Origin of the sequence: Streptomyces sp. YS415, from assembly GCF_023544665.1 — a bacterium.
Taxonomy (GTDB): Bacteria; Actinomycetota; Actinomycetes; order Streptomycetales; family Streptomycetaceae; genus Streptomyces.
The window spans coordinates 1-25,266 of sequence record NZ_JAMJFL010000034.1; the positions used below are offsets into that span (position 1 = coordinate 1).

21 protein-coding genes are annotated in these 25,266 nt (G+C 72.6%); 7 read left to right on the forward strand and 14 right to left on the reverse strand.

Features of this window, described 5'->3' with window-relative positions; all coding sequences use genetic code 11:
• Window positions 1–306: 306 nt before the first annotated feature.
• Entirely contained in the window at window positions 307–1,314 is a 1,008-nt protein-coding gene (locus tag M8H82_RS30855; protein ID WP_250078381.1) for a stage II sporulation protein M, read from the reverse strand.
• Window positions 1,315–1,444: 130 nt separating this feature from the next.
• Here M8H82_RS30855 and M8H82_RS30860 point away from each other — a divergent pair, with 130 nt between their 5' ends.
• Complete coding sequence (locus M8H82_RS30860; protein ID WP_250078382.1) at window positions 1,445–2,401, forward strand: RDD family protein; 957 nt, start codon at window positions 1,445–1,447, stop codon at window positions 2,399–2,401.
• Window positions 2,402–2,443: 42 nt separating this feature from the next.
• Here the strand turns inward: M8H82_RS30860 and M8H82_RS30865 are convergent, their stop codons facing one another.
• Complete coding sequence (locus M8H82_RS30865) at window positions 2,444–3,058, reverse strand: hypothetical protein (RefSeq protein WP_250078383.1); 615 nt, start codon at window positions 3,056–3,058, stop codon at window positions 2,444–2,446.
• A gap of 189 nt (window positions 3,059–3,247) precedes the next feature.
• A complete protein-coding gene (gene ahcY, locus M8H82_RS30870; RefSeq protein WP_250078384.1) occupies window positions 3,248–4,705 on the reverse strand; it encodes an adenosylhomocysteinase in 1,458 nt (485 codons plus the stop codon).
• A gap of 455 nt (window positions 4,706–5,160) precedes the next feature.
• On the opposite strand from ahcY, the gene lepB reads away from it, so the two are divergent.
• On the forward strand, window positions 5,161–5,826 hold the full coding sequence (gene lepB / locus M8H82_RS30875) for a signal peptidase I (RefSeq protein WP_250078385.1): 666 nt from the start codon (window positions 5,161–5,163) through the stop codon (window positions 5,824–5,826).
• An 87-nt stretch (window positions 5,827–5,913) separates the two neighbouring features.
• Here the strand turns inward: lepB and M8H82_RS30880 are convergent, their stop codons facing one another.
• The 6 genes from M8H82_RS30880 to M8H82_RS30905 form a co-directional block, all read right to left on the reverse strand.
• Window positions 5,914–6,894, reverse strand: a complete 981-nt coding sequence (locus tag M8H82_RS30880) for a cation diffusion facilitator family transporter (RefSeq protein WP_250078386.1) — start codon at window positions 6,892–6,894, stop codon at window positions 5,914–5,916.
• Between the two features lie 125 nt (window positions 6,895–7,019).
• Window positions 7,020–8,171, reverse strand: coding sequence for a mannose-6-phosphate isomerase, class I (gene manA / locus M8H82_RS30885; RefSeq protein WP_250078387.1), 1,152 nt, complete (start codon window positions 8,169–8,171; stop codon window positions 7,020–7,022).
• A 64-nt stretch (window positions 8,172–8,235) separates the two neighbouring features.
• Entirely contained in the window at window positions 8,236–9,366 is a 1,131-nt protein-coding gene (locus M8H82_RS30890; RefSeq protein ID WP_250078388.1) for an SIS domain-containing protein, read from the reverse strand.
• Window positions 9,367–9,389: 23 nt separating this feature from the next.
• Window positions 9,390–9,560, reverse strand: coding sequence for a Trm112 family protein (locus M8H82_RS30895; protein ID WP_020940431.1), 171 nt, complete (start codon window positions 9,558–9,560; stop codon window positions 9,390–9,392).
• Window positions 9,561–9,725: 165 nt separating this feature from the next.
• Window positions 9,726–11,090, reverse strand: a complete 1,365-nt coding sequence (locus M8H82_RS30900; protein WP_250078389.1) for a phosphomannomutase/phosphoglucomutase — start codon at window positions 11,088–11,090, stop codon at window positions 9,726–9,728.
• Between the two features lie 108 nt (window positions 11,091–11,198).
• Window positions 11,199–11,663: a DUF3499 domain-containing protein gene (locus M8H82_RS30905; protein ID WP_250078390.1), complete on the reverse strand. Its 465-nt coding sequence runs from the start codon at window positions 11,661–11,663 to the stop codon at window positions 11,199–11,201.
• A 253-nt stretch (window positions 11,664–11,916) separates the two neighbouring features.
• Between M8H82_RS30905 and M8H82_RS30910 the strand changes: the two genes are divergently transcribed.
• Complete coding sequence (locus M8H82_RS30910; RefSeq protein ID WP_250078391.1) at window positions 11,917–12,366, forward strand: metallopeptidase family protein; 450 nt, start codon at window positions 11,917–11,919, stop codon at window positions 12,364–12,366.
• A 7-nt stretch (window positions 12,367–12,373) separates the two neighbouring features.
• On the opposite strand, the gene M8H82_RS30915 is transcribed toward M8H82_RS30910, so the two are convergent.
• From M8H82_RS30915 to M8H82_RS30925, 3 genes are all read right to left on the reverse strand, one after another.
• The gene (locus tag M8H82_RS30915; protein WP_250078392.1) at window positions 12,374–13,867 is read right to left on the reverse strand and encodes a DUF5719 family protein; all 1,494 of its coding nucleotides are present in this window, start codon (window positions 13,865–13,867) and stop codon (window positions 12,374–12,376) included.
• A complete protein-coding gene (locus tag M8H82_RS30920; RefSeq protein WP_250078393.1) occupies window positions 13,864–17,505 on the reverse strand; it encodes a glycosyltransferase in 3,642 nt (1,213 codons plus the stop codon). Before M8H82_RS30920 ends, M8H82_RS30915 begins: the two co-directional genes overlap by 4 nt.
• Before the next feature lie 170 nt (window positions 17,506–17,675).
• Entirely contained in the window at window positions 17,676–17,939 is a 264-nt protein-coding gene (locus tag M8H82_RS30925; RefSeq protein WP_010034659.1) for a WhiB family transcriptional regulator, read from the reverse strand.
• 656 nt (window positions 17,940–18,595) lie between these two features.
• On the opposite strand from M8H82_RS30925, the gene M8H82_RS30930 reads away from it, so the two are divergent.
• From M8H82_RS30930 to M8H82_RS30945, 4 genes are read left to right on the forward strand one after another with little or no spacing between them, the layout of a single operon-like run.
• Window positions 18,596–19,087, forward strand: a complete 492-nt coding sequence (locus M8H82_RS30930; protein WP_250078394.1) for a cysteine dioxygenase family protein — start codon at window positions 18,596–18,598, stop codon at window positions 19,085–19,087.
• Between the two features lie 42 nt (window positions 19,088–19,129).
• Window positions 19,130–20,089, forward strand: a complete 960-nt coding sequence (cofD, locus tag M8H82_RS30935; protein WP_250078395.1) for a 2-phospho-L-lactate transferase — start codon at window positions 19,130–19,132, stop codon at window positions 20,087–20,089.
• Window positions 20,086–21,387: a coenzyme F420-0:L-glutamate ligase gene (locus tag M8H82_RS30940; protein WP_250078396.1), complete on the forward strand. Its 1,302-nt coding sequence runs from the start codon at window positions 20,086–20,088 to the stop codon at window positions 21,385–21,387. Before cofD ends, M8H82_RS30940 begins: the two co-directional genes overlap by 4 nt.
• A gap of 59 nt (window positions 21,388–21,446) precedes the next feature.
• Window positions 21,447–22,448 (forward strand): DNA-3-methyladenine glycosylase 2 family protein, encoded by a 1,002-nt coding sequence (locus M8H82_RS30945; protein WP_250078397.1) that lies wholly within the window; start codon window positions 21,447–21,449, stop codon window positions 22,446–22,448.
• 57 nt (window positions 22,449–22,505) lie between these two features.
• Here M8H82_RS30945 and M8H82_RS30950 read toward each other — a convergent pair whose 3' ends face one another.
• Both M8H82_RS30950 and M8H82_RS30955 read right to left on the reverse strand, forming a co-directional pair.
• Complete coding sequence (locus M8H82_RS30950; RefSeq protein ID WP_250078398.1) at window positions 22,506–23,588, reverse strand: NDP-sugar synthase; 1,083 nt, start codon at window positions 23,586–23,588, stop codon at window positions 22,506–22,508.
• Window positions 23,589–23,760: 172 nt separating this feature from the next.
• Entirely contained in the window at window positions 23,761–25,155 is a 1,395-nt protein-coding gene (locus M8H82_RS30955; protein ID WP_374211724.1) for a peptidoglycan recognition protein, read from the reverse strand.
• Window positions 25,156–25,266 lie beyond the last annotated feature (111 nt).

Consider the following 25,266-nt stretch of genomic DNA (forward strand, 5'->3'; position numbering starts at 1 on the left):
ACCCTTTCGGCTCCGATTTCCTCGGTGCTTTCCAGGTTTTCGCTTTCGCGTTTCCCTTTCCGGCGGTTCCGACTTTATCAGAAGTTCCGGACCGGTCTGACCGGCTACCCATTTTCCGATTCATCGGGAGGGGCTTCTCAGTAATCGATTTGATCGATACTTCAAGAAGCAGCTAGATACTCGCTGTCGCCGACCGGATCGCGTCCAGTCCAGGCAACTGTTCGAATCTACCTCCCCGATCGATCCGTGTCAACGGCTCTCTCGGGGCGAAGAGGAGACTAGCAGCTCCTCGGCTGCGTCTGCACATCAGGCGGCCGTCGGCACCGTGGCGCCGCGTTCGGCTTCCTCGACGTCGCCCGTCTCACCGGCCCGCGCGGCACGGCCGCCCACGACGTAGACGTACGCGAGGAAGGCCAGCTCGGCGACGACTCCGATGGTGATGCGCGCCCATGTGGGCAGGCCGGAGGGGGTGACGAAGCCTTCGATGGCGCCGGAGATGAAGAGGACCAGGGCGAGGCCTATCGCCATGCCCACGGCGGCTCGGCCTTCCTCGGCGAGTGCTGTGCGGCGTGTGCGCGGGCCAGGGTCGATGACGGTCCAGCCGAGGCGCAGGCCGGTGCCGGCGGCGACGAAGACCGCCGTCAGTTCGAGCAGGCCGTGGGGCAGGATCAGGCCGAGGAACGTGTCGAGGCGGCCGGCGGAGGACATCAGGCCGAATCCGACGCCCAGGTTCAGCATGTTCTGGAAGAGGATCCAGAGGACGGGCAGGCCCAGGAAGACGCCCAGGACAAGGCAGAGCGCCGCGGCCTGGGCGTTGTTCGTCCAGACCTGGGCCGCGAAGGATGCCGCGGGGTGGCTGGAGTAGTACGTCTCGTACTGGCCGCCGGGGCGGGTGAGCTCGCGCAGTTCGCTCGGGGCCGCGATGGAGGCCTGCACTTCGGGTGTCGTACCGATCCACCAGCCCAGGAGAGCCGCGACGAGAGTCGACAGGAGCGCTGTGGGCACCCACCAGTGGCGCGCTTTGTAGACGGCGGCGGGAAAGCCATGGCTGAGGAAGCGGGTCGCGTCGCGCCAGGAGGCGCGTCGGGTTCCTGTCACGGCGCTACGCGCGCGTGCCACCAGCTGGCTGAGCCGTCCGGTCAGCTGTGGGTCCGGGGCGCTGGACTGGATCAGGGAGAGGTGGGTGGCGGTGCGTTGATACAGAGCGACGAGTTCGTCCGCCTCCGCGCCGGTCAGGCGACGCTGGCGCTGGAGCAGGGCGTCGAGGCGGTCCCACTCGGCCCGGTGCGCGGTGACGAAGACGTCGAGGTCCATCTGAGTGCCTGCTCCTCGGCTGTTCGTCGGCGGCTCGTCGTACATGTCAGCTTGTCGCACTGGAGCGCGATCTGCCCTCAGCTTGGCAGACTGGCCGTTCCAGGGGCAGGTCAGGGGAAGGGCGGCGGGCGTGAGTGAGCTGGTGACGGGCGAGGCGGTGGCGCTGGAGTTGCGCCCCGCGAGGCTGCCCAGCAGGGCGCTCGCCGTGCTGCTCGATCTCATCGTGGCCATCGCCGGCTACATCGCCGTATCGCTCGGCCTGCTGGCGGCCACCGCTTCCCTGGACCAGGCGGCGCAGGTCGCGGTGTCGATCGCGTCGTTCATTCTGGTGCTGGTGGGCGCGCCAATCGCGGTCGAGACGCTCAGCCACGGCCGCTCGCTCGGAAAGCTGGCGTGCGGGCTGCGGGTGGTGCGGGACGACGGCGGGCCGATCCGGTTCCGGCATGCGCTGGTGCGGGGCGCGATCGGCGTCATCGAGATTCTGCTGACCTTCGGTGTCGTCGCCTGCATCGCGTCGCTGGTCTCGGCGCGGGGCCGACGGCTCGGGGATGTGTTCGCGGGGACTCTCGTCGTACGGGAGCGCGTGCCGCAGGCTCGGAGCGGCTTCGTACCGCCCCCACCGCCGTGGCTGGCCGGGCGGTTCTCGGGGCTGGATCTGTCCGCGGTGCCCGATGGGCTGTGGCTTGCCGTCCGGCAGTACCTGACGCGGATGCAGCAGCTGGATCCCCAGGTGGGCGCGGCGATGGCGGAGCGGCTCGCGGCCGATCTGGCGGTTCGTACGGGGACCCCGGTGCCGCCGGGTGTGCCGTCGGCGGCGTATCTGGCGGCCGTGGTGCAGGAACGGCAGGCCCGGGAGGCCCGGCGGGCCTTCGCCGGCGGACCCGCGGCGACGGCTCCGGCGCCGACGGGTGGCTGGCCCCATCCCGTGCCGGAGCCGGGTGCGTACGGTCCGCCGTACGGGCCGCCCGCCGCCCAGCCCGCCTTCGAAGCGCCGCCCGCCCCGAGTGCCGGGCCGCCGAGTCCGCCGGTGCCTCACGAGGAACGCTCCGCCGAACGTCCCGGCACCGGTTTCGTGCCGCCTGCGTGATCGCCACCGGATCGCTTAGACCCACGGTCGGCAGGCGAACGGTCAGGCGAACGAGGACGGCGGCGACTCAAGCTCCTCCAGCTCGATCCCGGGCGCCGCGAGGACCACGTCCCCGGCGATGTGCACAGCGTGCTGCTCACCCGTGTCCAGCGTTGTGACCTGGTATTCGTCCACGGTCAGCGGGGCGTTGTCAGTGGCGTGTGCTTCTCTTTTCACCAGGGCCCAGGACTGGTCGACGGTGCGTGGGGCGAGCACTGGGTCCGTGAAGGCGACGAGGCGTACGCGGGTGGCGGAACCGGAGGGGGTGAGGTTCAGCAGACGGGCGGTGGCGATCAAAAACGCGGGGGACGTGCCGGTGAAGGCGTGGGCGCGCACATTGCCTTCCGTGGCGTCGGTCCCGGCGGGGTCCGTACGGACCCAGGTGACGCCGTCGAGGGCGGCGCCGCGCACCTGCCAGCCGCCGGCATGGAGTTCGAGGCGGATGGGGCGGCCGAGCTCGTCGAGGGCGAGGTCGACGGATCCGCTGTGATCGCCCGACGGGGTGGTCAGCTGGGAGACATAGCGCCAGCCCGAGGGGCCCGGCGCGCAGTGGAAGTGTTCTTCTGCGAGGGGGGTGCGATCGTGCGGATCGTGGAGCGAATACCGGCCGCGGGGCATGGGGGTCCTGAGTCTTGACGGGCTGCTGCGGCCACTGAGGGCCAGACGGGCAGGCCCCCCGGCACGGGGGTGCGGGGGGCCTGCCCTGAGGACCTGCCACCGGTGAGCGCGTCAGTGCACACGCGCTCACCGGAAAGTCCGGATCAGAGGAGTCCTGATCTACCGGAGTCCCGATCAGTACGGTCCGGATCAGTAGCGGTAGTGGTCCGGCTTGTAGGGGCCCTCGACCTCGACGCCGATGTACGCGGCCTGCTCGGGGCGGAGCGTGGTCAGCTTCACGCCGAGCGCGTCCAGGTGGAGGCGGGCGACCTTCTCGTCGAGGTGCTTCGGCAGCGTGTAGACGCCGATCGGGTACTCCGACTGCTTGGTGAACAGCTCGATCTGGGCCAGGGTCTGGTCCGCGAAGGAGTTGGACATCACGAACGACGGGTGGCCGGTGGCGTTGCCCAGGTTCAGCAGGCGGCCCTCGGAGAGGACGATGAGCACCTTGCCGTCGGGGAAGGTCCAGGTGTGGACCTGCGGCTTGACCTCGTCCTTGACGATGCCGGGGATCTTGGCCAGGCCGGCCATGTCGATCTCGTTGTCGAAGTGGCCGATGTTGCCGACGATCGCCTGGTGCTTCATCTTGACCATGTCCGAGGCCATGATGATGTCCTTGTTGCCGGTCGTGGTGATGAAGATGTCGGCCTTGTCGATGACCTCGTCGAGGGTCGTCACCTGGTAGCCGTCCATCGCCGCCTGGAGCGCACAGATCGGGTCGATCTCGGTGACGATCACCCGGGCGCCCTGGCCGCGTAGGGACTCCGCGCAGCCCTTGCCCACGTCGCCGTAGCCGCAGACCACCGCGGTCTTACCGCCGATGAGGACGTCGGTGGCGCGGTTGATGCCGTCGATCAGGGAGTGGCGGCAGCCGTACTTGTTGTCGAACTTCGACTTGGTGACGGCGTCGTTGACGTTGATCGCCGGGAACAGGAGGTGGCCGTCGCGCTGCATCTCGTACAGGCGGTGGACGCCGGTCGTGGTCTCCTCGGTGACACCGCGGATCTCGGAGGCCAGCTGGGTCCACTTCTGCGAGCCGTCCGTGATGGTGCGGTGCAGGAGCTCGAGGATGACGCGGTGCTCGTCGGACTCGGCGGTGTCGACGGCAGGAACCTTGCCGTCCTTCTCGTACTCGACACCCTTGTGGACGAGGAGGGTGGCGTCACCACCGTCGTCGAGGATCATGTTCGGGCCGCCGGTGGGGCTGTTGGGCCAGGTCAGCGCCTGCTCCGTGCACCACCAGTACTCCTCCAGGGTCTCGCCCTTCCAGGCGAAGACCGGGACGCCCTGCGGGTTCTCGGGCGTGCCGTTCGGGCCGACGGCGATGGCGGCGGCCGCGTGGTCCTGGGTGGAGAAGATGTTGCAGGAGGCCCAGCGGACCTCGGCGCCGAGGGCGACCAGGGTCTCGATGAGGACGGCGGTCTGCACGGTCATGTGCAGGGAGCCGGTGACGCGGGCGCCGGCGAGCGGCTGGGTCTCGGCGTACTCCTTGCGGATCGCCATCAGGCCGGGCATCTCGTGCTCGGCGAGGGTGATCTCCTTGCGGCCGAACTCGGCCAGGGAGAGGTCGGCGACCTTGAAGTCCTGTCGGTTCTCGACAGTCGTCATTGCGAGCTGCTCCTCGGGGTGTGGGTCGAGGTGGGTAGGGCTGGTCTGCGCGGCGGCGGACACAGGGGTGCCCGAAGAGGACACAGGCATGCCCGCGTGCGCGCAGCGCAGTCCGTCGGAGGCCCTCTCTCCCTCGGCCGGTCCGTGTCGCGACCGCCCGACCGCCATCAGCAGCGACGTCTGGCTCCCTCCCAAGCTACACCGGTCGACCCGACCACCCCAGCCCGCCTCCGTACGGATCAGGCTGTCGCGCGCGGCTGTGGGCCCGACGGGGCGGGGTCGGCAAGGGACGGCCGGGGTCGCAAGAGCGAGAACAGGACATCGACGAAGGGCAGGAAAGGCAGGGCGGATCAGGCGTTCCGGCGTGACGTGTGGGTCGTGAGCTCCTCCGGTGTCGTCGCGGGAGGTCGATACGCTCTGCCGCCGCGGGAGTTCCGCGTGGGGAGGGAGTGGCGATGGATGCGAGCACGGTGCGCAGGCTCACGGTGGTGGCGTGGGGGATGGGGTTGGCGGGGCTGGCGCTGGTGGCCGGGTCCCTGCTGTGGCTGCGGAGCGGGTATGTGCTGTCCAAGGTGAACGGCGAGAGCATGACGCCGACGTACGCCGTCGGCGACCGGATCGCCGCCGAGCGCGTCGACGGGGACGAGGTCGAGCGGGGCGATGTGGTGCTGTTCTCGGCGCCGGACCGGTACGGGCCCGGGGTGCAGGTGGTGCAGCGCGTCATCGGGGTGGGCGGTGACCGGGTGGTGTGCTGCGAGGAGCAGGAGGCGATCACCGTCAACGGGGAGCGGCTGCGTGAGCCGTATGTACGGGACGGCATCGCGGACGGCCTGCATCAGCCGTACGACGTGACCGTGCCGGAGGGGCGGTTGTTCCTGCTCGGCGATCACCGGTTGAACTCGCGGGACGCGCGGGCCTTTCAGGAGGACCAGGGCGGGACGGTTCCCGTCGGCGCCGTCGAAGGGCGGGTGATCGACGGCTTCGTGGGGCCGTTGCTGCTGGGGGCCGCCGCGTTCCTGGGGCTGGTGGTCGCCCTGCTCGGGCTCGTGCTCGCGATCGGGACCCGGTCGCTGCGGCGGCGGCCGGCGCAGCAGGCGGTGCTGTGGCCCGAGCATCTGTGACGTTCGTCCCGAGCATCGTGACGTTCCTGCCGTACGACGAAAGGGTCCGCCGAGTGGTTCGGCGGACCCCTTCGTCGTGACGGGTCGTCAGTGACCGGCGCCCTCGGGGGCCGGGCCGCCGGGCGACGCCTCGGGGTCGGCGCCGCGGGCCGCCTCGGACTCGCTGTAGATGTCCGGCTCCAGGTAGATCACGCGGGCGATCGGGACGGCCGCGCGGATGCGGGACTCGGCGGCGTCGATGGCGGCGGCGATCTCGGTGGCCGTGCCGTCGTGCCGGACGGCGACCTTGGCGGCGACGAGCAGCTCCTCGGGGCCGAGGTGCAGCGTGCGCATGTGGATGATGCCGGTGACGGTGTCGCCGTCGACGATCGCGGCCTCGATCTTGCCGACCTCCTCGAGCCCCGCGGCCTCACCGAGGAGCAGCGACTTGGTCTCGATGGCCAGGACGATCGCGATCAGGATGAGCAGCACGCCGATGCAGAGGGTGCCGATGCCGTCCCAGACGCCGTCACCGGTGGCGAGGGCCAGGCTCACGCCGGCGAGCGCCAGGATCAGGCCGACCAGCGCGCCGAGGTCCTCCAGCAGGACGACCGGCAGCTCGGGCGCCTTGGAGTGGCGGACGAACTCGCTCCAGGACTTCTTGCCCCGCAGCGTGTTGGACTCCTTGATGGCGGTGCGGAAGGAGAAGGTCTCGGCGATGATCGCGAAGACCAGGACGCCCACCGGCCAGTACCAGTGCGTGATCTCGTGCGGGTCCTTGATCTTCTCGTAGCCCTCGTAGAGGGCGAACATGCCACCGACGGAGAAGAGGATGATCGAGACGAGGAAGGCGTAGATGTAGCGCTCGCGGCCGTAGCCGAAGGGGTGTTGCGGGGTCGCCTCGCGCTTGGCCTTCTTGCCGCCGACGAGCAGCAGGCCCTGGTTGCCGGAGTCGGCCAGCGAGTGCACCGACTCGGCGAGCATCGAGGACGAACCACTGAACAGGAACGCCACGAACTTCGCTACCGCGATTGCGAGGTTGGCGGCGAGTGCCGCCACGATCGCTTTGGTGCCGCCTGACGCGCTCATGTGTTCGCGTTGTCCCTTCGTACGCCGTCCCGGGCACAGCCCCTTGTGGCTTTGCCCGCCCTTTGCCGGTGCGCCATTGTTGCAGCCTTGCCCGGGTGCGGCGCGTCATGCCTCCACAACGTCGGTCATACGATCACAGTGGCGCGGAAGACCGTGCCCGCACCGGTCACTTCGGCCCTCTCGCCTGCGGGGACGAAGACCGACTGACCGGGGGTCAGGTCGTGCTCCCCCGCCCGGACGGAACCGGCCGTGCACAGCAGGATCTGCGCGGTGGCGCGGGTGAGGTCGTGGACGGCGGTGCCCTCGGGCAGGACGTACCGGGAGAGCCGGAACTCCTCGATCGGGGTCTCGTAGACCTCCTCACCGTCCGGGGACGCCTCCGGCCGCAGGACGCCCGGGTCGGCGGCCTCGAAGCGGACGATGCGCAGGAGTTCGGGGACGTCGACGTGCTTGGGGGTCAGCCCGCAGCGCAGGACGTTGTCGGAGTTGGCCATGATCTCCACGCCGAGCCCGTTGAGGTAGGCGTGCGGGATGCCGGCGCCGAGGAACAGGGCCTCACCCGGCTGGAGCCGGACGTGGTTGAGGAGCATCGCGGCGATGACGCCGGGGTCGCCGGGGTAGTGGTGGGCGAGTTCGGCGTACGGCGTGTAGGCACCGCCGAGGCGGGCGCAGGCGGCCGTGGCGTCGGCGACCGTGCGGGTCATCTCGTCCGGGTCGGCGGTGAGGATCGCCGTGAGCACCTCGCGCAGGGCCGCGTCCTCGGGGTGGGCGTGCAGCAGATCGACGTACGGCTTGAGCGAGTCGACGCCGAGGCCGTCGAGCAGATCGGCGGCCTGGACCGGGTCGCGGAAGCCGCACAGGCCGTCGAACTCGGTGAGGGCGCAGATCAGTTCGGGCTTGTGGTTGGCGTCCTTGTAGTTGCGGTGGCCGGCGTCGAGGGGGATGCCCCGGCGCTCTTCGTCGGCGTACCCCTCCTTCGCCTGGGCCAGGTCGGGGTGGACCTGGAGGGAGAGCGGGGCGCCGGCCGCGAGGAGCTTGAGCAGGAAGGGCAGCCGGGGCCCGAACTTGGCCACGCACGCGTGCCCGAGCTCCCGCTCCGGGTCCGCGTCGATGACGTCCACGAGGGTGCCCCGGCCGGTGCGCGAGGGAGCGCCCGGGTGGGCGCCCATCCACATCTCCGCCTGCGGTTCGCCGGTCGGTTCGGTCCCGAGGAGCTGCGGGATCGCGGTGGTGGAACCCCAGGCGTAGGGGCGGATGGTGTTGTCGAGGCGGTCCATGGGGTTCTCTCTGCGTGCGACGCGGGCTTTCCCCGCGTACGACGGTCGGGGCGTCCTGGCCAGATCAGGCGCCCGAAGCGAGCGCCAGGTAAACGGCGGTGAAATCGGTGACAGCGATCAGCTCCGCGAGGGTCTCCAGTTCGCCGCCGTCCTCCGGTTCCAGTTCGCTGATCGGCGTGTCGTGGCTGAGGGCCAGTTCCCGGGCGCCGGAAGCGGCGCTGAGGCCGCCGCCGGGACGGTCCCGCAGCAGCACCACGCGCGCGTGCAGGGCGGGCGCTTCCTCCAGCCGGTCGCGGAAGAAGTCGTCCGGGTCGGCGCCGGCGGCCATCCGGCCCGCGAGCAGGGCGCTGTGCGCGGCGAGCGCCTCGGGGAGTTCGGAGACGAGGCCGGGGCGCCCCGCGAGTTCGGCGAGGGCGGCGGCGAAGCGGCGGCCCGCCGGTCCGGCCGAGGTGCCCTCGGTCCAGATCACCGGGAGGGCGTCGGCGAGCTCCGTGGCCAGGGTCTTGGCGGGGTTGCTGTACGTCGCGAGGGCGGGCCCGCAGCGCTCGGCGATCTGGTCGAGGCGGTCGGCGACCTTCTCCAGGGTCTCGGCCGGGGCTTCCAGCAGGCCGATGCGGTCCAGCAGCACGAGCAGCGGGGTGAGCAGCGCCCAGAGCACGCCGGGGGCCGAGGCTGCGGCCAGGGGCGTGTCCAGTTCGTAGGGGGCGGTCGCCATCGGCACGAACAGGCCGTGGGAGGCCTCGAGGGCCTCGGCGAGGGGGGTGTCGGCCGGGGCCACGGCCACGACGGTGCAGCCGCGGCGGTAGGCCTGCTCCGCCAGCAGGGACAGGCCCGGCTCGGTGCCGTCCGGGGTGGTGATCAGGAGCAGGTCGACGGAGCCGGTCCAGCCGGGGAGCTCCCAGCGCAGGGCTCCGGCGGCCGGGGCCACGCCCGTGGGGGCCAGCCGGATGACGGGGCTGACCGAGCCGGCGAGCGTGCCGAGCAGGTCGGCGACGCAGACGGCGGCGGCGCCGGGGCCCGCGACGAGGACCGCGCGGGGGCGGCCGTCGGGTTCGAGGCCCGCCACGCCTGCCTCGGCGGCGTGCCGGGCGGCCGTGCGGACGCGGGCGCCGGCTTCGGCGGCGCCGCGCAGCAGGCCGCGGCGGTCGGCCTCCGAGAGGGACTCTGGGGTGTCGAGCAGTGATTCGTCGAGCACGGTCGGCAGCCTCCGTGGCGGGGTTACGCGGGGCGGCGGGCCTCGTCGACGAGGAGGACCGGGATGCCGTCGCGGACGGGGTACGCCAGGCCGCAGTCCTGACCTGTGCAGATCAGCTCCGCGTCCTGCTCCTTGAGGGGGGCGTGGCAGGCCGGGCAGGCGAGGATCTCCAGGAGACCGGCTTCGAGCGGCATGGGGGTCCCTTCGGGGCGGGTGGGTGTCGCGGATGTGCCTGGTCAGGTTACCGCCGGGCCGGGTGGCTTGGGGGGTGGAGGGGGCGGACGTTGCGAGGGAAGGCCCCGCCGGTGCGCGGATCGTCCTCGCCGCCGCCGTCCCTCCCCCCGGCAGGGAGCCGTGCGTCAGCCGCGGATGATCCCCAGCACCTCGTCCCGCACCTTCGCCATCGTCTCCGCGTCCCGGGCCTCCGCGTTCAGGCGCAGCAGCGGTTCCGTGTTGGACGGGCGGACGTTGAACCACCAGTCGGCGGCGGAGACGGTCAGGCCGTCGAGGTCGTCCAGGGTCACGTCCTCGCGCGTGCCGTACGCCTCGCGGATCGCCCGGAGGCGGTCGGTCTGGTCGGCGACCGTGGAGTTGATCTCGCCCGAACCCGCGTAGCGGTCGTACTGGGCGACCAGTGCCGAGAGCGGGCCGTCCTGCTCGCCCAGTGCCGCCAGTACGTGGAGCGCGGCCAGCATGCCCGTGTCCGCGTTCCAGAAGTCGGCGAAGTAGTAGTGCGCGGAGTGCTCGCCGCCGAAGATCGCGCCGGACTTGGCCATCTCGGCCTTGATGAAGGAGTGGCCCACGCGCGTGCGGACCGGTGTGCCGCCGTTCTCCCGCACCACCTCGGGGACCGACCAGGACGTGATCAGGTTGTGGATGATCGTGCCCTTGCCGCCGTGGCGGGCCAGTTCGCGCGAGGCGACCAGGGCGGTGATGGCGGAGGGTGAGACCGGGGCGCCCTGGGCGTCGACGACGAAGCAGCGGTCGGCGTCGCCGTCGAAGGCGATGCCCAGGTCGGCGGACTCCTCGCGGACGCGCCGCTGGAGGTCGACGAGGTTCGCCGGGTCGAGGGGGTTCGCCTCGTGGTTGGGGAAGGTGCCGTCGAGCTCGAAGTACATCGGCACCAGGTCCAGCGGCAGTCCCGCGAAGACGGTCGGCACGGTGTGGCCGCCCATGCCGTTGCCCGCGTCGACGACGACCTTCAGGGGGCGGATGGAGGTCAGGTCGACGAGCGAGCGGAGGTGGGCCGCGTAATCCTCCAACGTCTCCCGGCGGGTGACCGTTCCCGTCGTCTCCGCCGGCTTGGGGGCGCCCGACTCGCTCCACTCCTCGACCAGTTCGCGGATCTCGGTCAGGCCGGTGTCCTGGCCGACGGGGGCCGCGCCCGCCCGGCACATCTTGATGCCGTTGTACTGGGCCGGGTTGTGCGAGGCCGTGAACATGGCGCCCGGGAGGTCCAGCGCGCCGGAGGCGTAGTACAGCTGGTCCGTCGAGCACAGGCCGATCTCGGTGACGTCGACGCCCTGCGCGGCCGCCCCGCGCGCGAAGGCCGCCGCGAGACCGGGCGACGAGGGGCGCATGTCGTGCCCGGTCACGATCGCGCTCGCGCCGGTCACCCGGGCGAAGGCCGCCCCGAACAGCTCGGCGAGCGGCTCGTCCCACTGGTCGGGTACGACTCCGCGCACGTCGTACGCCTTCACCAGCTGTGACAGATCAGCAGCCACGGCCAACCTTCCTGAAAGTCCCGTCGGACTGCACAAAGTACCCGTACGGGCGGACAGCGCGCTGTGCGATCCCTGAGCGGACCTCAGCCGTGACCGGGTGACGTGGCGTCAGTTGTCCGGGGAGCGCAGCACCCTGAGGTGGCCGCGGCGGGCGACCTCCATGGGGTCCGCCGAGCGGGACCCGCCGCCGGCCCCCGCGGTGCGCTGCTGCGGGCGGGCCGCCTCGCGCACGGCGTTCGCGAGCGCTTCCAGGTCGTCGCCGCTGGGGCGGGCCGGGGCGGAGGCGTCGAGGAGCCGTACGACCTCCCACCCGCGCGGGGCGGTCAGGCGCTCGGAGTGCTCGGCGCACAGGTCGTAGCAGTGGGGTTCGGCGTAGGTGGCGAGCGGGCCGAGGACCGCGGTCGAGTCGGCGTAGACGTACGTCAGCGTCGCGACGGCGGGACGGCCGCAAGCGGTGCGCGAACAGCGACGTACAGGGCTCACGACGTTGGACGGTACCGCACTCTTGAGCGGGCCGCGACGACTCTCCCCCACGTCACTCCACCGTGTCGTGCTGTGAAACGCCCCACACATCCCTTCTGCCCCACCTCGCTGACCTGCGACAACGCCGGTTTCCGGCCGTTCGGACCGGAGGGGATCCGGTCAACACCCGGTACAAACCCTGCCAATTGCCTGGGAAGTGCCGGTCTTCGAGAGATACGGAATCGAGCCCGACCTTGGCCGGAACGGTCATCCGGCGACAGGGCGCGCGGGGCGGGTGGACGGCGGCTCCGATGCCGTGTGGAGCAGGGCGCCCGGTCGCGGCGAGGACTACGCTTCACCAGTGATGGACAACCCCGTACCACCCCGTGCCGCCGGCCCCGGGCCCCGCCGTCGTGATCGCCACGGCCGAGGCATGCGAGGGCCGATCGCGCCGCCGCAGGTGCCGCTGGCGGCGAGCCGTGCCGAGGCGTTCGCCGACCTGGTGCAGGACTCCGTGGACCGCCTCGAGCGACGGTGGCCGCAGCTGGCCGACATCGACTTCCTGGTCCTCGAGGTGCCGCCGCTGGGCGGCGCGGGTCAGGGCTGGAACGACGAGGCCGTGCCGCTGGGCGGGTCGATCGCGGCGCGTGAGGGACGGCCGGCGCGGGTGGTCATCTACCGGCGGCCCGTGGAGATCCGCACCAAGGGGCGCGACGAGCGGGCCGCGCTGGTGCACGAGATCGTCGTCGAGCAGGTGGCCGACCTGCTGGGGCTCACTCCCGAGACCGTGGATCCGCGGTACGGGGAGGACTGAGCCCCGGCTACTCCTGCAGCACCGACAGGTCCTGCTCCGCCTGCGGGACCTTCACCGTCCCGCGGTCGTCCGGCAGGGTCTGGACCGTGAAGGCCGGGACGCTTCCCTGGGCCGAGGACAGCGTCCGGGAGCCGTGGACCGGCCCGCCCGAGACCGTCTCGACCGTGAGCGCGTACGTGCCCTTCAGGCCCTCCGGCGCCGGCAGGTCGACGTTCTGGGTCGTGCCCTTCCTGATCGTGTACGTCCGGGAGGCCTCCGTGCCGCCCTCGCTGCCCGCCGATGCCGTGACCTTGACCTTCGCCGTGGCGGTCGGGGCGGTCAGGGAGAGGGTGGTGCCCTTCGCGGTGTTCTCCGCGGCCGTCGCGCGGATGCCGACCGGCCTGGTGGCCGGGATGAACGCCGTCTCCTGGTCGGCGCCCTTGCCCCGGACCACCCGGAGCGCGGCCACCACCGGGACCGAGCGGCTGGTGGGGGTCAGGACCAGCGAGCCCGCCTCGCCGCGCGTGAGGTCGCCGAGGTCGACCGCGGAGGTCATGCGCGACTTCACGTGCAGGGTCTCGTTCCCGGCCGGGGTGATCAGGCCGGACGGGGAGGCGAGCTGGACCTTCAGGTCGGCGTCCGAGCCGCCGGGGGTGAAGGCGACCAGGCGCACCGCGGTGGCGTCCTCGGGGATGCCGGGCAGGACCAGGCTGCCCGCGGGGTCGGTGGAGGCGGCCAGCCAGTCGCCGCCGAGCTTGTCGTCCAGGGCCTGCACCGCGGCGCCCACGCGCCCGCTGCGGACGTTGACGTGCGCGGTGAGGTTGGTCTGCTTCTCGTCGACGAGCGTGGACAGCAGGACCGGCTCGGTGGAGTGCGGCGGGACCGTGATGCCGTCCGGGATCGTGGTCTCCAGGGGCCCGTCCTTGCCGTACAGCTCGATGTCGACGACGGCCGCGGAGTCGTCCGGGTTGGTCAGGTGCACGTAGTCCGTGCGGTCCGTCGCGGTGCTGGCCCCCGGGAACCAGAACTCCGTGTCCGGGGCGGTGCAGTTGACGCCCTGAAGGCCGCGTCCCGTGCCGGCGGTGACCTCCGTGGTCTGCTGGACGGTCCAGCCGGGGGCGGCCTTCCCCTCGGCGGTGCCGATCAGCGCGGGCGAGTCGGCCCCGGAGGCGTCCCCGGTGACCGGCTTGCCCGGCTCCTTCGCCGTGAGGACCGGCTTGTCGTCCGCCTTCTTGCCGCTCTTGTCCGCGCCCTCCGCCGACTGCCCCGCCGCGGCGGCCAGTTCGGCCGTGCCGCCGCCGGCGGTGCCCTTGGTGACGGGCGTGAAGGAGGTGTACGCCGTCTCCGCGAGGTCGGAGGTGCTCGGGGACGGGCAGAGCAGGCTGGTGCGCTCCACGGGCAGCACGGCCGCCGCCTCGGCGCTGTCCTTGCCGGACGCCTCGGGGGCGCTGAGGGAGGCGTATCCGGTGACGGCGGCGAGCGCGGTCACACCGGCGAGCAGGGAGAGGGTGGTGCGGTTCACTGCTGGCTCCCGTCGGGACGCTCGGCTCCGTGGTGCGGCTGCTGCGGGTCGTAGCCGGTGTCGTAACCCTGCTGGTAGGTCTGGTCGTACTGGCCCTGGTCATACGTGCCCTGCTGGGGCTGTCCGCCGTAGGCGTACGGGTCGTACTGGCCGGCCTGGTACGGGTCCGCCTGGTAGCCCTGGTCGTAGCCGCCCGCCGGGTACCCCTGGCCGTTCTGGTACTGCTCGCCGTAGCCGCCGTACTCGGGGGCGCCCGCGTAGTGCGGGGTGTCGTGATCGCCGTAGGGCTGCTGCTGCGGGACCGGGACGGGGGGCGCCTCCTGCGGCGGGGACGGGAAGTCGCCCGGGCGGCCCTGCTCCTCGGCCTCCGCCTGGGCGCGCAGGCGGCGGGCGCGGCGGCCCTCGCCGGACACGGCCTGCGCGGGGATCACCGGCTCCTCGGGGAGGTCGTCGTCGACGTCGCGGCGGCGGCCGGGCAGGGCGAGGACCACGAGGACGACGGCGAGGGAGCCCTGGACCCACAGCCACGCGGTGTGGCCGATCGGGTCCTCGAAGGTGACGTCCAGCCTGCCGCCGGAGGCGGGGAGTGCGAAGCCCTGCGCCCAGCCGTCGACCGTGGTGCGAGTCAGCGGCTTGCCGTCCAGGGTGGCCGTCCAGCCCTCGTCGGCGGTGTCGGCCAGCCGCAGGACGCGGCCGTCGGCGCCCTCCGGGACGGTGGTGTGGATCTCGACGGGTCCCGCGGCCACGGGCTGCGGCTCGCCGGACCCGCCGACGATCGTCGCGCGGGCGACCTCCCGGTCGACCCGCCACAGCGCGCTGCCGTGCTGCTGGCTGAGCCGGCTCAGGCCGGGCGTCGCGTCCAGCACGCGCGTGACCTCGCGGGGCGCGCCCTTGTGGACGAGGACGTACGCCACGGCGAACTTGCCGAGCTGGTCGGACTGGTCGGCGCCGGACCCCGCGACGAGGTTGGCGACGACCTTGCCGAGGTCGTCGTTCTCGCCGTCGGCCGCGGCGAGTTCGCCGTCGCCGAGGCGGGCGCCGGAGCCGCGGACCAGCGTGTAGCCCACGTGGGCGGCGGAGTCGCTGTCGAGGACGAGGGTGCGGGTCTGGTCGCGGTTGCCGCTCTCCTCGGCGACGAACGCGGGCACCTGCACCGGGTCGCGCCGCTCCAGCGGTCCGTCGGCGCCGTCGATCACCCAGCCGGCGGCGACCAGCAGCGGGCCCGCGGCGGCCGCGAGGGCGATCAGCGCGGCGACGGGCTGGCGCCAGCCGAAGCTCTGCTCGGCCACGCGTGCGCGTGCCCCGTCGGCGCCGAGCAGGGCGGCGCCCAGCAACGCGATGCCGTAGACGAGGGTGGCGGGGCCGGCCCAGGTGGAGCCGTTGGACAGGACCGCGAGGACGAGGCCCGTCAGGGCGACCGCCCAGGCCGTCCGGATGCCGGCCTGGCGCTCCGAGCGCAGCAGGGCCGCCAGCGCGGCCAGCACGATGCCGATCAGCATCAGCCCGCTGACCGTGCCGGGGCCGCCGGGGCTGGCGCCGAGCAGGTCCAGGGCACCGGCGGCCGAGGAGCCGTACTCCAGGCCGGCCTCGTCGAAGAAGCCGAACGGGAGCAGCGTCAGCGACCAGGGCGCGAGGACCAGCAGCGGGGTGCCGAGCTGGGCCAGGAAGCGCAGGCCGTAGGCGGGGATGTCGGTGCGGCGCACGGCCAGCAGGGCCACGCCCAGCAGCAGCGCGATCGGCCACACGATCGGCGTGAAGGCCGTGGTGACGGTCAGCAGCAGGGCGTACGCCCAGGTGGCGCGCCAGCTGCCGCGGGCGCCGGAGCTGTTCGCGAGGCCACTGGCGGCGATGCCCGCGCGTGCGGCGAGCGGCAGCAGGACGGCCAGGACGGCGGTGCCGATGCGGCCGCCGGCGAGGGCGCCGGTCGCGGCGGGCAGGAAGGCGTAGGCGACGGCCGCCCACGCGCGCAGCAGGCGCGACTCGACGAGCGGGCGGGAGGCGAAGTAGGCGGTGAGTCCGGCCAGTGGGACCGAGCAGACGAGCAGGAGGGTCACCGCGAGTCCGGTCGAGCCGAACAGCACGGAGGCGAGCATCGCCACGAGCGCCAGGTACGGGGGCGCGGACGCGGTGCCGCCGGTCCCGACCGGGTGCCAGGAGTCCAGGTAGTGCGACCACAGCTCCGCGGAGTCGGCCGGGGCGGGCAGCAGGGCGCCGCCCGCGAGAGCGCCGGCGCCGAGCAGTTCGCGGCAGGCGGCGAGCGAGACGAGCAGCAGCACCAGGAAGAGCACCGGGCCCGGCTTGCGGGCGATGCGCTTGAGGCGGGCGAACTGCTCGATCTCCAGGAACTCCGCGTCGTCGCCGCCGGGTCCGGACTCGATGCCGCCGCCGTGCCGTCCGGCGCCGGAGGTGGCCTCGGCGTCGGAGCTGCCGAAGAGACTGCCCGCGGCCTGCTCCACGGTGGCCCGCACGGTCGCGCCGGGCGGCGGGAACAGCGGCCGCAGCTCGTCCTTGTCGACGACCGGGCGGCCCCGGCCGCGGCGTCCGGCGATGATCCGCTCGGGCCGCAGCAGCACGCCCAGCAGACCGCGGATCTCGTCCACGGCCTGTCCGGGCACCTTGCCGACGAGATAGGCGACGGTCCTGAGCAGGGTGCCCAGCACCAGCCGGAACAGCACCCAGGGAAGCAGGGCGGAGCGGCTGTTGACGAGCAGGGTGTAGACGGCGCCGGCCTTGTCGACCTTGTGCGGGGAGGCCGTGGTGCGGCCCGCGCAGTCGACGGTGCGGCGCTCGCGGGAGGCCGCCTCGGCATGGCGTACGACGGCCTCGGGGGCGATGAGGACGCGGTGGCCGGCCGACTGGGCGCGCCAGCACAGGTCGACGTCGTCCCGCATCAGGGGCAGTCGCCGGTCGAAGCCGCCGAGCTGTTCGAAGACGTCGCGGCGGATCAGCATGCCGGCGGTGGACACGGAGAGCACGGACCGGACGTGGTCGTGCTGGCCCTGGTCCTGCTCGCGGCGGTCCAGGCCGGTCCAGCGGCGGCCGGAGTGGGCGATGGAGACACCGACCTCCAGCAGCTGCCGTTTGTCGTACCAGCCGCGCAGCTTGGGGCCGACGACGGCGACGTCGTCGCGGCCGAGCTCCAGTTCGTTGTCCACCACCCGCAGCAGCTGGGCCAGGGCGTCGGGTTCGGGGGCGCAGTCGTCGTGCAGCAGCCACAGCCACTGGACGGGCTCGCCGTGCGGGAGCTCCGGCAGGTCGTACGCGTCGTCGCGCCAAGTGCGCGTGACCGGGTCCCAGCCGCTCGGCCGCTTCAGGTACGGCAGCTCGTCCGGGGTGAGGACCGGCGCGGTGCGGGCGGCCTCCTCGACGGCCTGGCCGAAGCCGGTGCGCCGGGCGAGGTGCAGGACGCGGTCGGGGCCGAGGGCCTCGGTGACCAGCTGGGCGGAGTCGTCGGCGCTGCCGGTGTCGGCGGCCACGACGGACTGCACGGGGCGCTCCTGGCCGAGCAGCCCGGCGAGCGCGTCGGGCAGCCAGCGGGCACCGTCGTGGGAGACGAGGACCGCGGTCACCACGTGACGCGGGAACTCTGGCGAGGCAGCCGGGTCGTGATGGGCTGCCGAGTGGCTGTGCACGGACATCGAGGTACGGGCCCCGGTTCGGTGGACTGCGGTGGACGCCTGTGCCCCTGGGGGACAGCGGGGCGTCTCGGACGAGCGCCCACACTATCGGCTGGGCATGCGGACGGCCCGCCGCCTGTGGACAACCCACGTGCGACGGGCCGCTGATCGCGTGCGGCGGTGCCGTCCGGTCAGACGGCGGCCTTCTTCAGACGGCGGCGTTCCCGCTCGGACAGGCCGCCCCAGATGCCGAAGCGCTCGTCGTTGGCGAGGGCGTATTCGAGGCACTCGGAGCGGACCTCACAGGCCAGGCAGACCTTCTTGGCCTCGCGGGTGGAGCCGCCCTTCTCGGGAAAGAAGGACTCGGGGTCGGTCTGGGCGCACAGTGCGCGCTCCTGCCAGCCGAGTTCCTCGTCCGCGTCGTCGACCAGCAGTTGCTGCACCGTCTCGGTCATGTGCGCCCCTCGTCTGTCTTTTCGCGTCCCCGTGATGTAGCCGTTACCGATTCCGGCTGAACGACACGAGTGAAATTACAAGTGTGCTGCTCCGGGCGAGTCAAGCCGAGATCTGCTATTGGGCCCCTTATTCACTCTGCGGAACCAAGGCCTAGCGGAAAGTGTTCAAATCGGCATAAACCTTGACACGCAGGGGGACCCACGAGGGCCTCCGGCCCGTACAGGGCTAGTACGGACAAGGACGCCCAGGAGTTCGATCTCGTTCCGACGCGCGCGTCGAAGCGAACCGGATCACAGTCGGATCACGGGACGGCAACGAGGCTTGTGCGCCCGGTAGAGCGCCATGTGTCCCGGGTGCCGCGTGAACAAACCTTTCGTCAGCGAGATGAACCGGATGAGGTGAACCACGTCCCACATACCGGGGGTCGAGTTGACAGTGATGGTGTGAACCGCTGTCCTTGTGGGCATGCTCGCGAACTTGGCACTCACCTCGACCCGCACCGCCGGGTCCCTCGGTGCTGTCCACGCTCGCTGTGGCTGTTGTTGCTGTCCCAGCTGTTGAGCCGTTCCCGCTCCAGCTGCAGGCCGGGTCCCGTCCCCAGCGACTCGGTTCCTTGTTCCCTTGGACCTTCTTTCACTGAGGAACCACCCCACCGATGAACAGCGACAGCGACCTCCAGATCGCCGGCGACATCCTCGAAGTCCCGCACCTCCTCCAGGCTCCGCGCGAGCACCCGGCCACCGTCGCCGAGTTCGCCGGCCTGGCCCGGTCCATCGCCGCGGACCGCTCCCAGTGGGAGCACCTCGTCCGCTACGACGCCACCTCCCGCTGGTACCACCGGCTGCGCACCGGCCCCGGCTACGAGGTCTGGCTGCTGTCCTGGGTGCCCGGGCAGGGCAGCGGGCTGCACGACCACGGCCCCTCCTCCGGCGTCCTGACCGTCCTCGACGGCACGCTGACCGAGCGCACGGAGCGCGGCACGCGCGCGCTGGCGGCCGGGGTGCAGCGGGTGTTCGCGCCGGGGTACGTGCACGAGGTGATCAACGACGCGCTGGAGCCGGCGGTGAGCCTGCACGTCTACTACCCGGGCCTGACCGAGATGCCGATGCACACCCGGTGCGCGGCGGAGGCCGCCCGGGTCTCGTGACCGCCTGACGCGTTGTCGGACCCGCCTGCCATGCTTGCTCCCATGCGCATTGTGGTTCTGGCAGGCGGCATCGGCGGTGCCCGGTTCCTGCGCGGTCTGAAGCAGGCCGCGCAGGACGCGGACATCACCGTGATCGGCAACACCGGCGACGACATCCACCTCTTCGGGCTGAAGGTCTGCCCGGACCTCGACACGGTGATGTACACCCTCGGCGGCGGCATCAACGAGGAGCAGGGCTGGGGGCGGGCCGACGAGACCTTCCACCTCAAGGAGGAGCTCGCGGCGTACGGCGTGGGGCCGGAGTGGTTCGGCCTCGGCGACCGGGACTTCGCCACGCACATCGTGCGGACCCAGATGATCGGCGCCGGATATCCGCTGAGCGCGGTCACCGAGGCGCTGTGCGACCGGTGGCAGCCCGGGGTCCGGCTCATCCCGATGAGCGACGACCGCGTGGAGACCCACGTCGCCGTCGAGCTGGACGGCGAGCGCAAGGTGGTCCACTTCCAGGAGTACTGGGTACGGCTGCGGGCCTCCGTCCCCGCCCAGGCCGTCGTGCCGGTCGGCGCCGAGCAGGCGAAGCCCGCCCCGGGCGTCCTCGAGGCCGTCGCCGAGGCGGACGTGGTGCTGTTCCCGCCGTCGAACCCGGTCGTCTCGATCGGCACCATCCTCGCCGTGCCCGGCATCCGGGAGGCCATCGCCGACGCCGGGGTGCCGGTGGTGGGCCTGTCCCCCATCGTCGGGGACGCGCCCGTGCGCGGGATGGCCGACAAGGTCCTCGCGGCGGTCGGCGTGGAGTCGACGGCCGCCGCGGTCGCCGAGCACTACGGCTCGGGGCTGCTCGACGGCTGGCTCGTCGACACCGTGGACGCCGCTTCCGTGGAGCGGATCGAGTCGGCCGGCATCCGCTGCCGGGCCGTACCGCTGATGATGACCGGCCTCGACGCGACCGAGCGGATGGCGCGGGAGGCGCTGGCGCTGGCCGAGGAGGTGCGGGGGGTGTGAGCGAGGTCTCCTACCGGGTCTGGGCCGTGCCCGGACTCCCCGAGATCGCGGCGGGCGACGACCTCGCCAAGCTGATCGCGGCCGCGGAGCCCGCGCTGGCCGACGGTGACGTGCTGCTCGTCACCTCCAAGATCGTGTCCAAGGCGGAGGGCCGGGTCGTGCGCGCGGCCGACCGGGAGGCCGCGATCGACGCCGAGACCGTACGGGTCGTGGCGCGCCGCGGCCCGCTGCGGATCGTGGAGAACCGGCAGGGCCTGGTCATGGCCGCGGCCGGGGTCGACGCCTCCAACACCCCGGCCGGGACGGTGCTGTTGCTGCCGGAGGACCCGGACGCGTCCGCGCGGGCGATCCGGGACGGGCTGCGGGACGCCCTCGGCGTCGAGGTCGGGGTGGTCGTCACCGACACCTTCGGACGCCCCTGGCGCTCGGGCCTCACGGACGTGGCGATCGGCGCCGCCGGGGTGCGGGTCCTCGACGACCTGCGCGGGGGCACGGACGCGCACGGCAATCCGCTCGCCGCGACCGTCGTGGCGACCGCGGACGAGCTGGCGGCCGCCGGTGACCTGGTGAAGGGCAAGGCCGCCGGGCTGCCCGTCGCCGTGGTGCGCGGGCTGCCGCACGTGCTGACGGGGGACGACGGCGAGGGCGCGCGGGCCATGGTGCGCGGCGGGCGCGACGACATGTTCCGGCTGGGGACCTCCGAGGCGGTACGGCTCGCGGTCACCCAGCGCCGTACGGTGCGGGCCTTCACCGACGAACCCGTCGACCCCGGGGCGGTACGGCGGGCGGTCGCCGCGGCCGTGACGGCCCCGGCGCCGCATCACACCACGCCGTGGCGGTTCGTGCTGCTGGAGTCGGCGGAGTCGAGGGTGCGGCTGCTCGACGCGATGCGGGAGGCCTGGATCGCGGACCTGCGGCGGGACGGCAAGAGCGAGGAGTCCATCGCCAAGCGGGTGCGGCGGGGGGACGTCCTGCGCAACGCCCCCTATCTGGTGGTGCCGTGCCTGGTCATGGACGGATCGCACACCTACGGCGATCCCCGGCGGGACGCCGCCGAGCGGGAGATGTTCGTGGTGGCCGCCGGGGCCGGGGTGCAGAACTTCCTCGTGGCGCTGGCCGGGGAGCGGCTGGGGTCGGCGTGGGTCTCCTCGACGATGTTCTGCCGCGAGGTCGTACGGGACGTGCTGGGGCTGCCGCCGGAGTGGGATCCCATGGGGGCCGTCGCCGTGGGGCATCCCGCGGAGGATCCCCGGCCGCGGGCCGGGCGGGACGCGGGGACTTTCATCGAGGTGCGCTGACGTACGGCGGCTCGGGCCTACTCTCGTAGGACTTTCTCCTCTTCCCTAGGACCTCATTCGTGGCTGGACGATTCGCTCCTCGGCCCCCGCGCACGACCGTGCCCGGGGGGCCTGCCGGTGTGCCCGCGAGGCTGCCGCGGCAGGCCGCTGCGGCGGGGCGGGAGCGGACGTACGTGCCCCAGGGGCCGCTCGATCTCGGGCTGGTGCTCGGGCCGTTGCGGCGGGGGCCCGGGGATCCCACGTTCCGGGCGATGCCGGACGGGGCCGTGTGGCGGGTCAGCCGTACGCCCCTGGGGCCCGGGAGCCTGCGGGTCACCGCGCGGGGTGCGGCCGTCCGGGCGGAGGCGTGGGGGCCAGGGGCCGAGTGGCTGCTGGAGCGGGTGCCGGAACTGCTGGGTGCCGCGGACGATCCCGAGGCGTTCGTGCCCCGGCACCGGGTGGTGGCGACGGCCCGGCACCGGCGGCCGGGGCTGCGGCTGACGCGGACCGGGCTGGTGCTGGAGTCGTTGATTCCGTCGATTCTCGAGCAGAAGGTCACGACCGACGAGGCGTACCGGGCGTGGCGGTTGCTGGTGCGGAAGTTCGGGGAGCCGGCGCCGGGGCCCGTGCCGGGGCAGATGTGTGTGATGCCGGACGCGCGGACGTGGGCGCTGATTCCGTCCTGGGAGTGGCACCGGGCGGGGGTCGACGACAAGCGGGCGTCGACGATTCTGCGGTCGGTCCGGGTCGCCGCGCGGCTGGAGCAGACGGTGGGGATGGCGCCGGAGGAGGCGCGGGCGCGGCTCGAAGTGGTGCCGGGGGTGGGTCCCTGGACCTCTGCGGAAGTGGTGCAGCGCAGCCATGGGGCGGCGGACGCGGTGACCGTGGGGGATCTGCATCTGCCGGGGATCGTGGGGTTCGCGCTCGCGGGGGACCGGGATGCGGATGACGCGGTGATGCTGTCGCTGCTGGAGCCGTATGCGGGGCAGCGGCACCGGGCGGCGCGGCTGATCCTGCTCAGCGGGCGGGTGCCGGGGCGGCGGGCGCCGCGGATGCCCCGATGGGACGTCGGACGGCTGTGACGGGGTGCGGGGCGGGGAGTTCCGGCCCCCGCCGCCCCTGCCCGTCGGTCCCGGCGGTTACTGGTCCGGGGAGAAGCGGAGGGATCTCGGGGGGATCTGGGCGTCGCACCAGACCCGGGCGCCGTCGGTGAGTTCGTTGTCGGGGCCGATGACGGCACCGTCGCCGATGACCGTGCCGGTGAGGATGGAGCGTTCGCCCACCCGGGCCCGGGTGCCGATCAGGGAGTCCGTGATGACGGCGCCGGGTTCGATGACCGCGCCGGGCAGGATCGTGCTGCCGAAGACCCGGGCGCCCTCCGCCACGAACGCCCCCTCGCCCACCACCGTGCCGCCCGCCAGTTTGGCGTCCGGGGCGACCCGGGCCGTGGGCAGGACGAGCCGGTCGCCGCAGCGGCCGGGGACCGCGGGCGACGGGGCCCGGCCCAGCACCAGGTCCGCGGAGCCCCGTACGAAGGCCGCCGGCGTGCCCAGGTCCAGCCAGTACGTCGAGTCGACCATGCCCTGCAGGTGCGCTCCCGCCGACAGGAGGTCGGGGAAGGTCTCGCGTTCCACGGAGACCGGGCGGCCCGTGGGGATCGTGTCGATGACCGAGCGGCGGAAGACGTAGGCGCCCGCGTTGATCTGGTCGGTGACGATCTCCTCCGGGGTCTGCGGCTTCTCCAGGAACGCCGTCACCCGGCCCGTCTCGTCCGTGGGCACCAGGCCGTACGCCCGCGGGTCCGTCACCTGCGTCAGGTGGAGGGAGACGTCCGCCTCCGTGCGCCGGTGGGTGTTGACCAGAGCCCGGATGTCCAGGCCCGTCAGGATGTCGCCGTTGAAGACCAGGACCGGGTCGTCGGGGGCGGAGTGCAGACGGGAGGCGACGTTGCGGATGGCGCCGCCCGTGCCGAGCGGCTCCTCCTCGGTGACGTACTCGATGTGCAGGCCCAGCGAGGCGCCGTCACCGAAGTACGGCTCGAAGACCTCGGCCAGGTAGGACGTGGCCAGGACGATGTGGTCGACGCCCGCCGCTCTCGCTCTCGCGAGCTGGTGGGTGAGGAAGGGGACCCCGGCCGCCCGGACCATGGGCTTGGGCGTGTGCACGGTGAGCGGACGCAGCCGTGTGCCCTTGCCGCCGACCAGGAGGATCGCTTCTGTCACCTGTTGTCTCCGCTTCCTGCCGGGACCGGCCGAACTGTCTTTCGGCCGGTCAGTGTATGCAGCCCGTGGTGTGCGGACTGTGTGCGGTGCCCTCGACGGCAGTGCGGCGTTGGTCATGGATCCGCCTTCCCCCCGATGGCGGTGCATGTGGTCGTCCGGCGGCGGCGCCCGGTCAGCGGCCCTGGAGTTCGGCCGCCGTCGCGCGGGCCGTGCCGAGCTTGCGGTACATCTGCCAGCCCGGGCACTCCGTGGCGAAGCCGTCACGGTGGCCGGAGATCACATTCAGTCGTACGTTCCTACCTTTTGCGTAGAGATTGCCACCTCCGGACTTCAGGTATGTCTTTCCGCGCGGATTGGCGCCGTAGAGCCCGAGTTTCCAGGCGGTGAGCCGGGCCACGGCCTTCACGGCGGCGCCGGAGGGCTTGCTGCTGGCGTGGCTGCCGAGGAGGGCGATCCCCATGCTGTGCGTGTTGAAACCGAGGGTGTGGGCGCCGAGGACCGGCTTGGCCACGCCACCGGCCCGGCCCTCGTAGAGGTTTCCGCACTTGTCGACGACGAAGTTGTAGCCGATGTCCCGCCAGCCCATGCTCTTCACGTGGTAGCGGTAGATACCGCGGATGACGGAGGGCGCCTGCGAGCACTTGTACCCGTTGCCGGACGCCGTGTGGTGCACGAAGGCCGCCTTCACCTTCTTCGTGTAGACGAACTTCTTCTCCCGCCAGCTCTCGTTCGCGCCCCAGCCGCGGCGGGTGACGATGCGGGGGCGGGGGCCGATGTACGGCCTCGCCCTCTGTTCCTCCGTCAGTTCGGCGCCGCGCAGGGCGAACAGTTCCTCGCGCGTCCGGTCCGGGGTGAGCTCGGGGATCTCCAGGGCGCCCAGCGGGGCCAGTTCGGCGTTGGCGGCGGAGGCCGCCGCCGTCTCCGCGGTCATGGTGGTGGCGGGGGTGTCCTGGGGGGCGGCGGCCCGGCCGGCCGGGCGGGAGGGCTCCTCCTGGCCGGGGTTGACCAGTTCCAGGCGCAGTCCTGACGGCAACGGGTTCGCGAACGGGTCCTGGGCCTGGTCCGCCCGGACGCGTACCTCCACGCCGTCCGAGTCGCCGACCCACAGGGGGGCCGTGGAGCCGCGTACCCGGCCCGAGGTGCGTTCGGCGGTGCCCGGGTCGGCGGCGTGCTCGGCGTTGTGGGTCTCCAGGTCCTGCCAGCCGGACCAGGTGCCGGTGGCCGTGGCCCGGGTGCGGACCTCGACGCGGCCGTGCAGTTCGGCGTCGGGGTCGTCCCAGACGACGCCGACGAGGGAGAAGCGGCGCACGTCCCTGGGGGGCAGGCCCTGTTCCCGGGCGGCGGGTGAGGTGGGGGTCGCTCTGGTGGCGGGGAGCGCTGTCAGGGGGAGGGAGTCGGTGTGGCCGGGGGCCGGTCTCTCGCCGGGTGCGGTGGCCGCTTCCGCCGTCGGCGCGGGTCTCATGGGCGCCGCGGCGACGGATGGGGCCAGCGGAAGAACGAGAGCGGCCGCACAAGTGACACCGATTGAGGAAGCAAGGAATCCACGCATGCCCCTGATGTTGGACATAGTCATACATATCTGTCCATTGGGGATTTGACGGGGTGTCGATCGGAGTTCGGCCGAATCGGTGGTGGGCGCGGGGGGTGCGGGGGGTGCCGCGCGCGTACGCTGACGCGG

Coding starts and splice junctions, on each gene's coding strand:
- M8H82_RS30865 (WP_250078383.1), bottom strand. CDS start 3,058: ATGCCCCGCGGCCGGTATTCGCTCCACGATCCGCACGATCGCACCCCC.
- M8H82_RS30955 (WP_374211724.1), bottom strand. CDS start 25,155: ATGTCCAACATCAGGGGCATGCGTGGATTCCTTGCTTCCTCAATCGGT.
- ahcY (WP_250078384.1), bottom strand. CDS start 4,705: ATGACGACTGTCGAGAACCGACAGGACTTCAAGGTCGCCGACCTCTCC.
- cofD (WP_250078395.1), top strand. CDS start 19,130: ATGCGCATTGTGGTTCTGGCAGGCGGCATCGGCGGTGCCCGGTTCCTG.
- M8H82_RS30895 (WP_020940431.1), bottom strand. CDS start 9,560: ATGCCGCTCGAAGCCGGTCTCCTGGAGATCCTCGCCTGCCCGGCCTGC.
- M8H82_RS30905 (WP_250078390.1), bottom strand. CDS start 11,663: ATGTGTGGGGCGTTTCACAGCACGACACGGTGGAGTGACGTGGGGGAG.
- M8H82_RS30855 (WP_250078381.1), bottom strand. CDS start 1,314: ATGGACCTCGACGTCTTCGTCACCGCGCACCGGGCCGAGTGGGACCGC.
- lepB (WP_250078385.1), top strand. CDS start 5,161: ATGGATGCGAGCACGGTGCGCAGGCTCACGGTGGTGGCGTGGGGGATG.
- manA (WP_250078387.1), bottom strand. CDS start 8,171: ATGGACCGCCTCGACAACACCATCCGCCCCTACGCCTGGGGTTCCACC.
- M8H82_RS30910 (WP_250078391.1), top strand. CDS start 11,917: ATGGACAACCCCGTACCACCCCGTGCCGCCGGCCCCGGGCCCCGCCGT.
- M8H82_RS30880 (WP_250078386.1), bottom strand. CDS start 6,894: ATGAGCGCGTCAGGCGGCACCAAAGCGATCGTGGCGGCACTCGCCGCC.
- M8H82_RS30925 (WP_010034659.1), bottom strand. CDS start 17,939: ATGACCGAGACGGTGCAGCAACTGCTGGTCGACGACGCGGACGAGGAA.
- M8H82_RS30920 (WP_250078393.1), bottom strand. CDS start 17,505: ATGTCCGTGCACAGCCACTCGGCAGCCCATCACGACCCGGCTGCCTCG.
- M8H82_RS30930 (WP_250078394.1), top strand. CDS start 18,596: ATGAACAGCGACAGCGACCTCCAGATCGCCGGCGACATCCTCGAAGTC.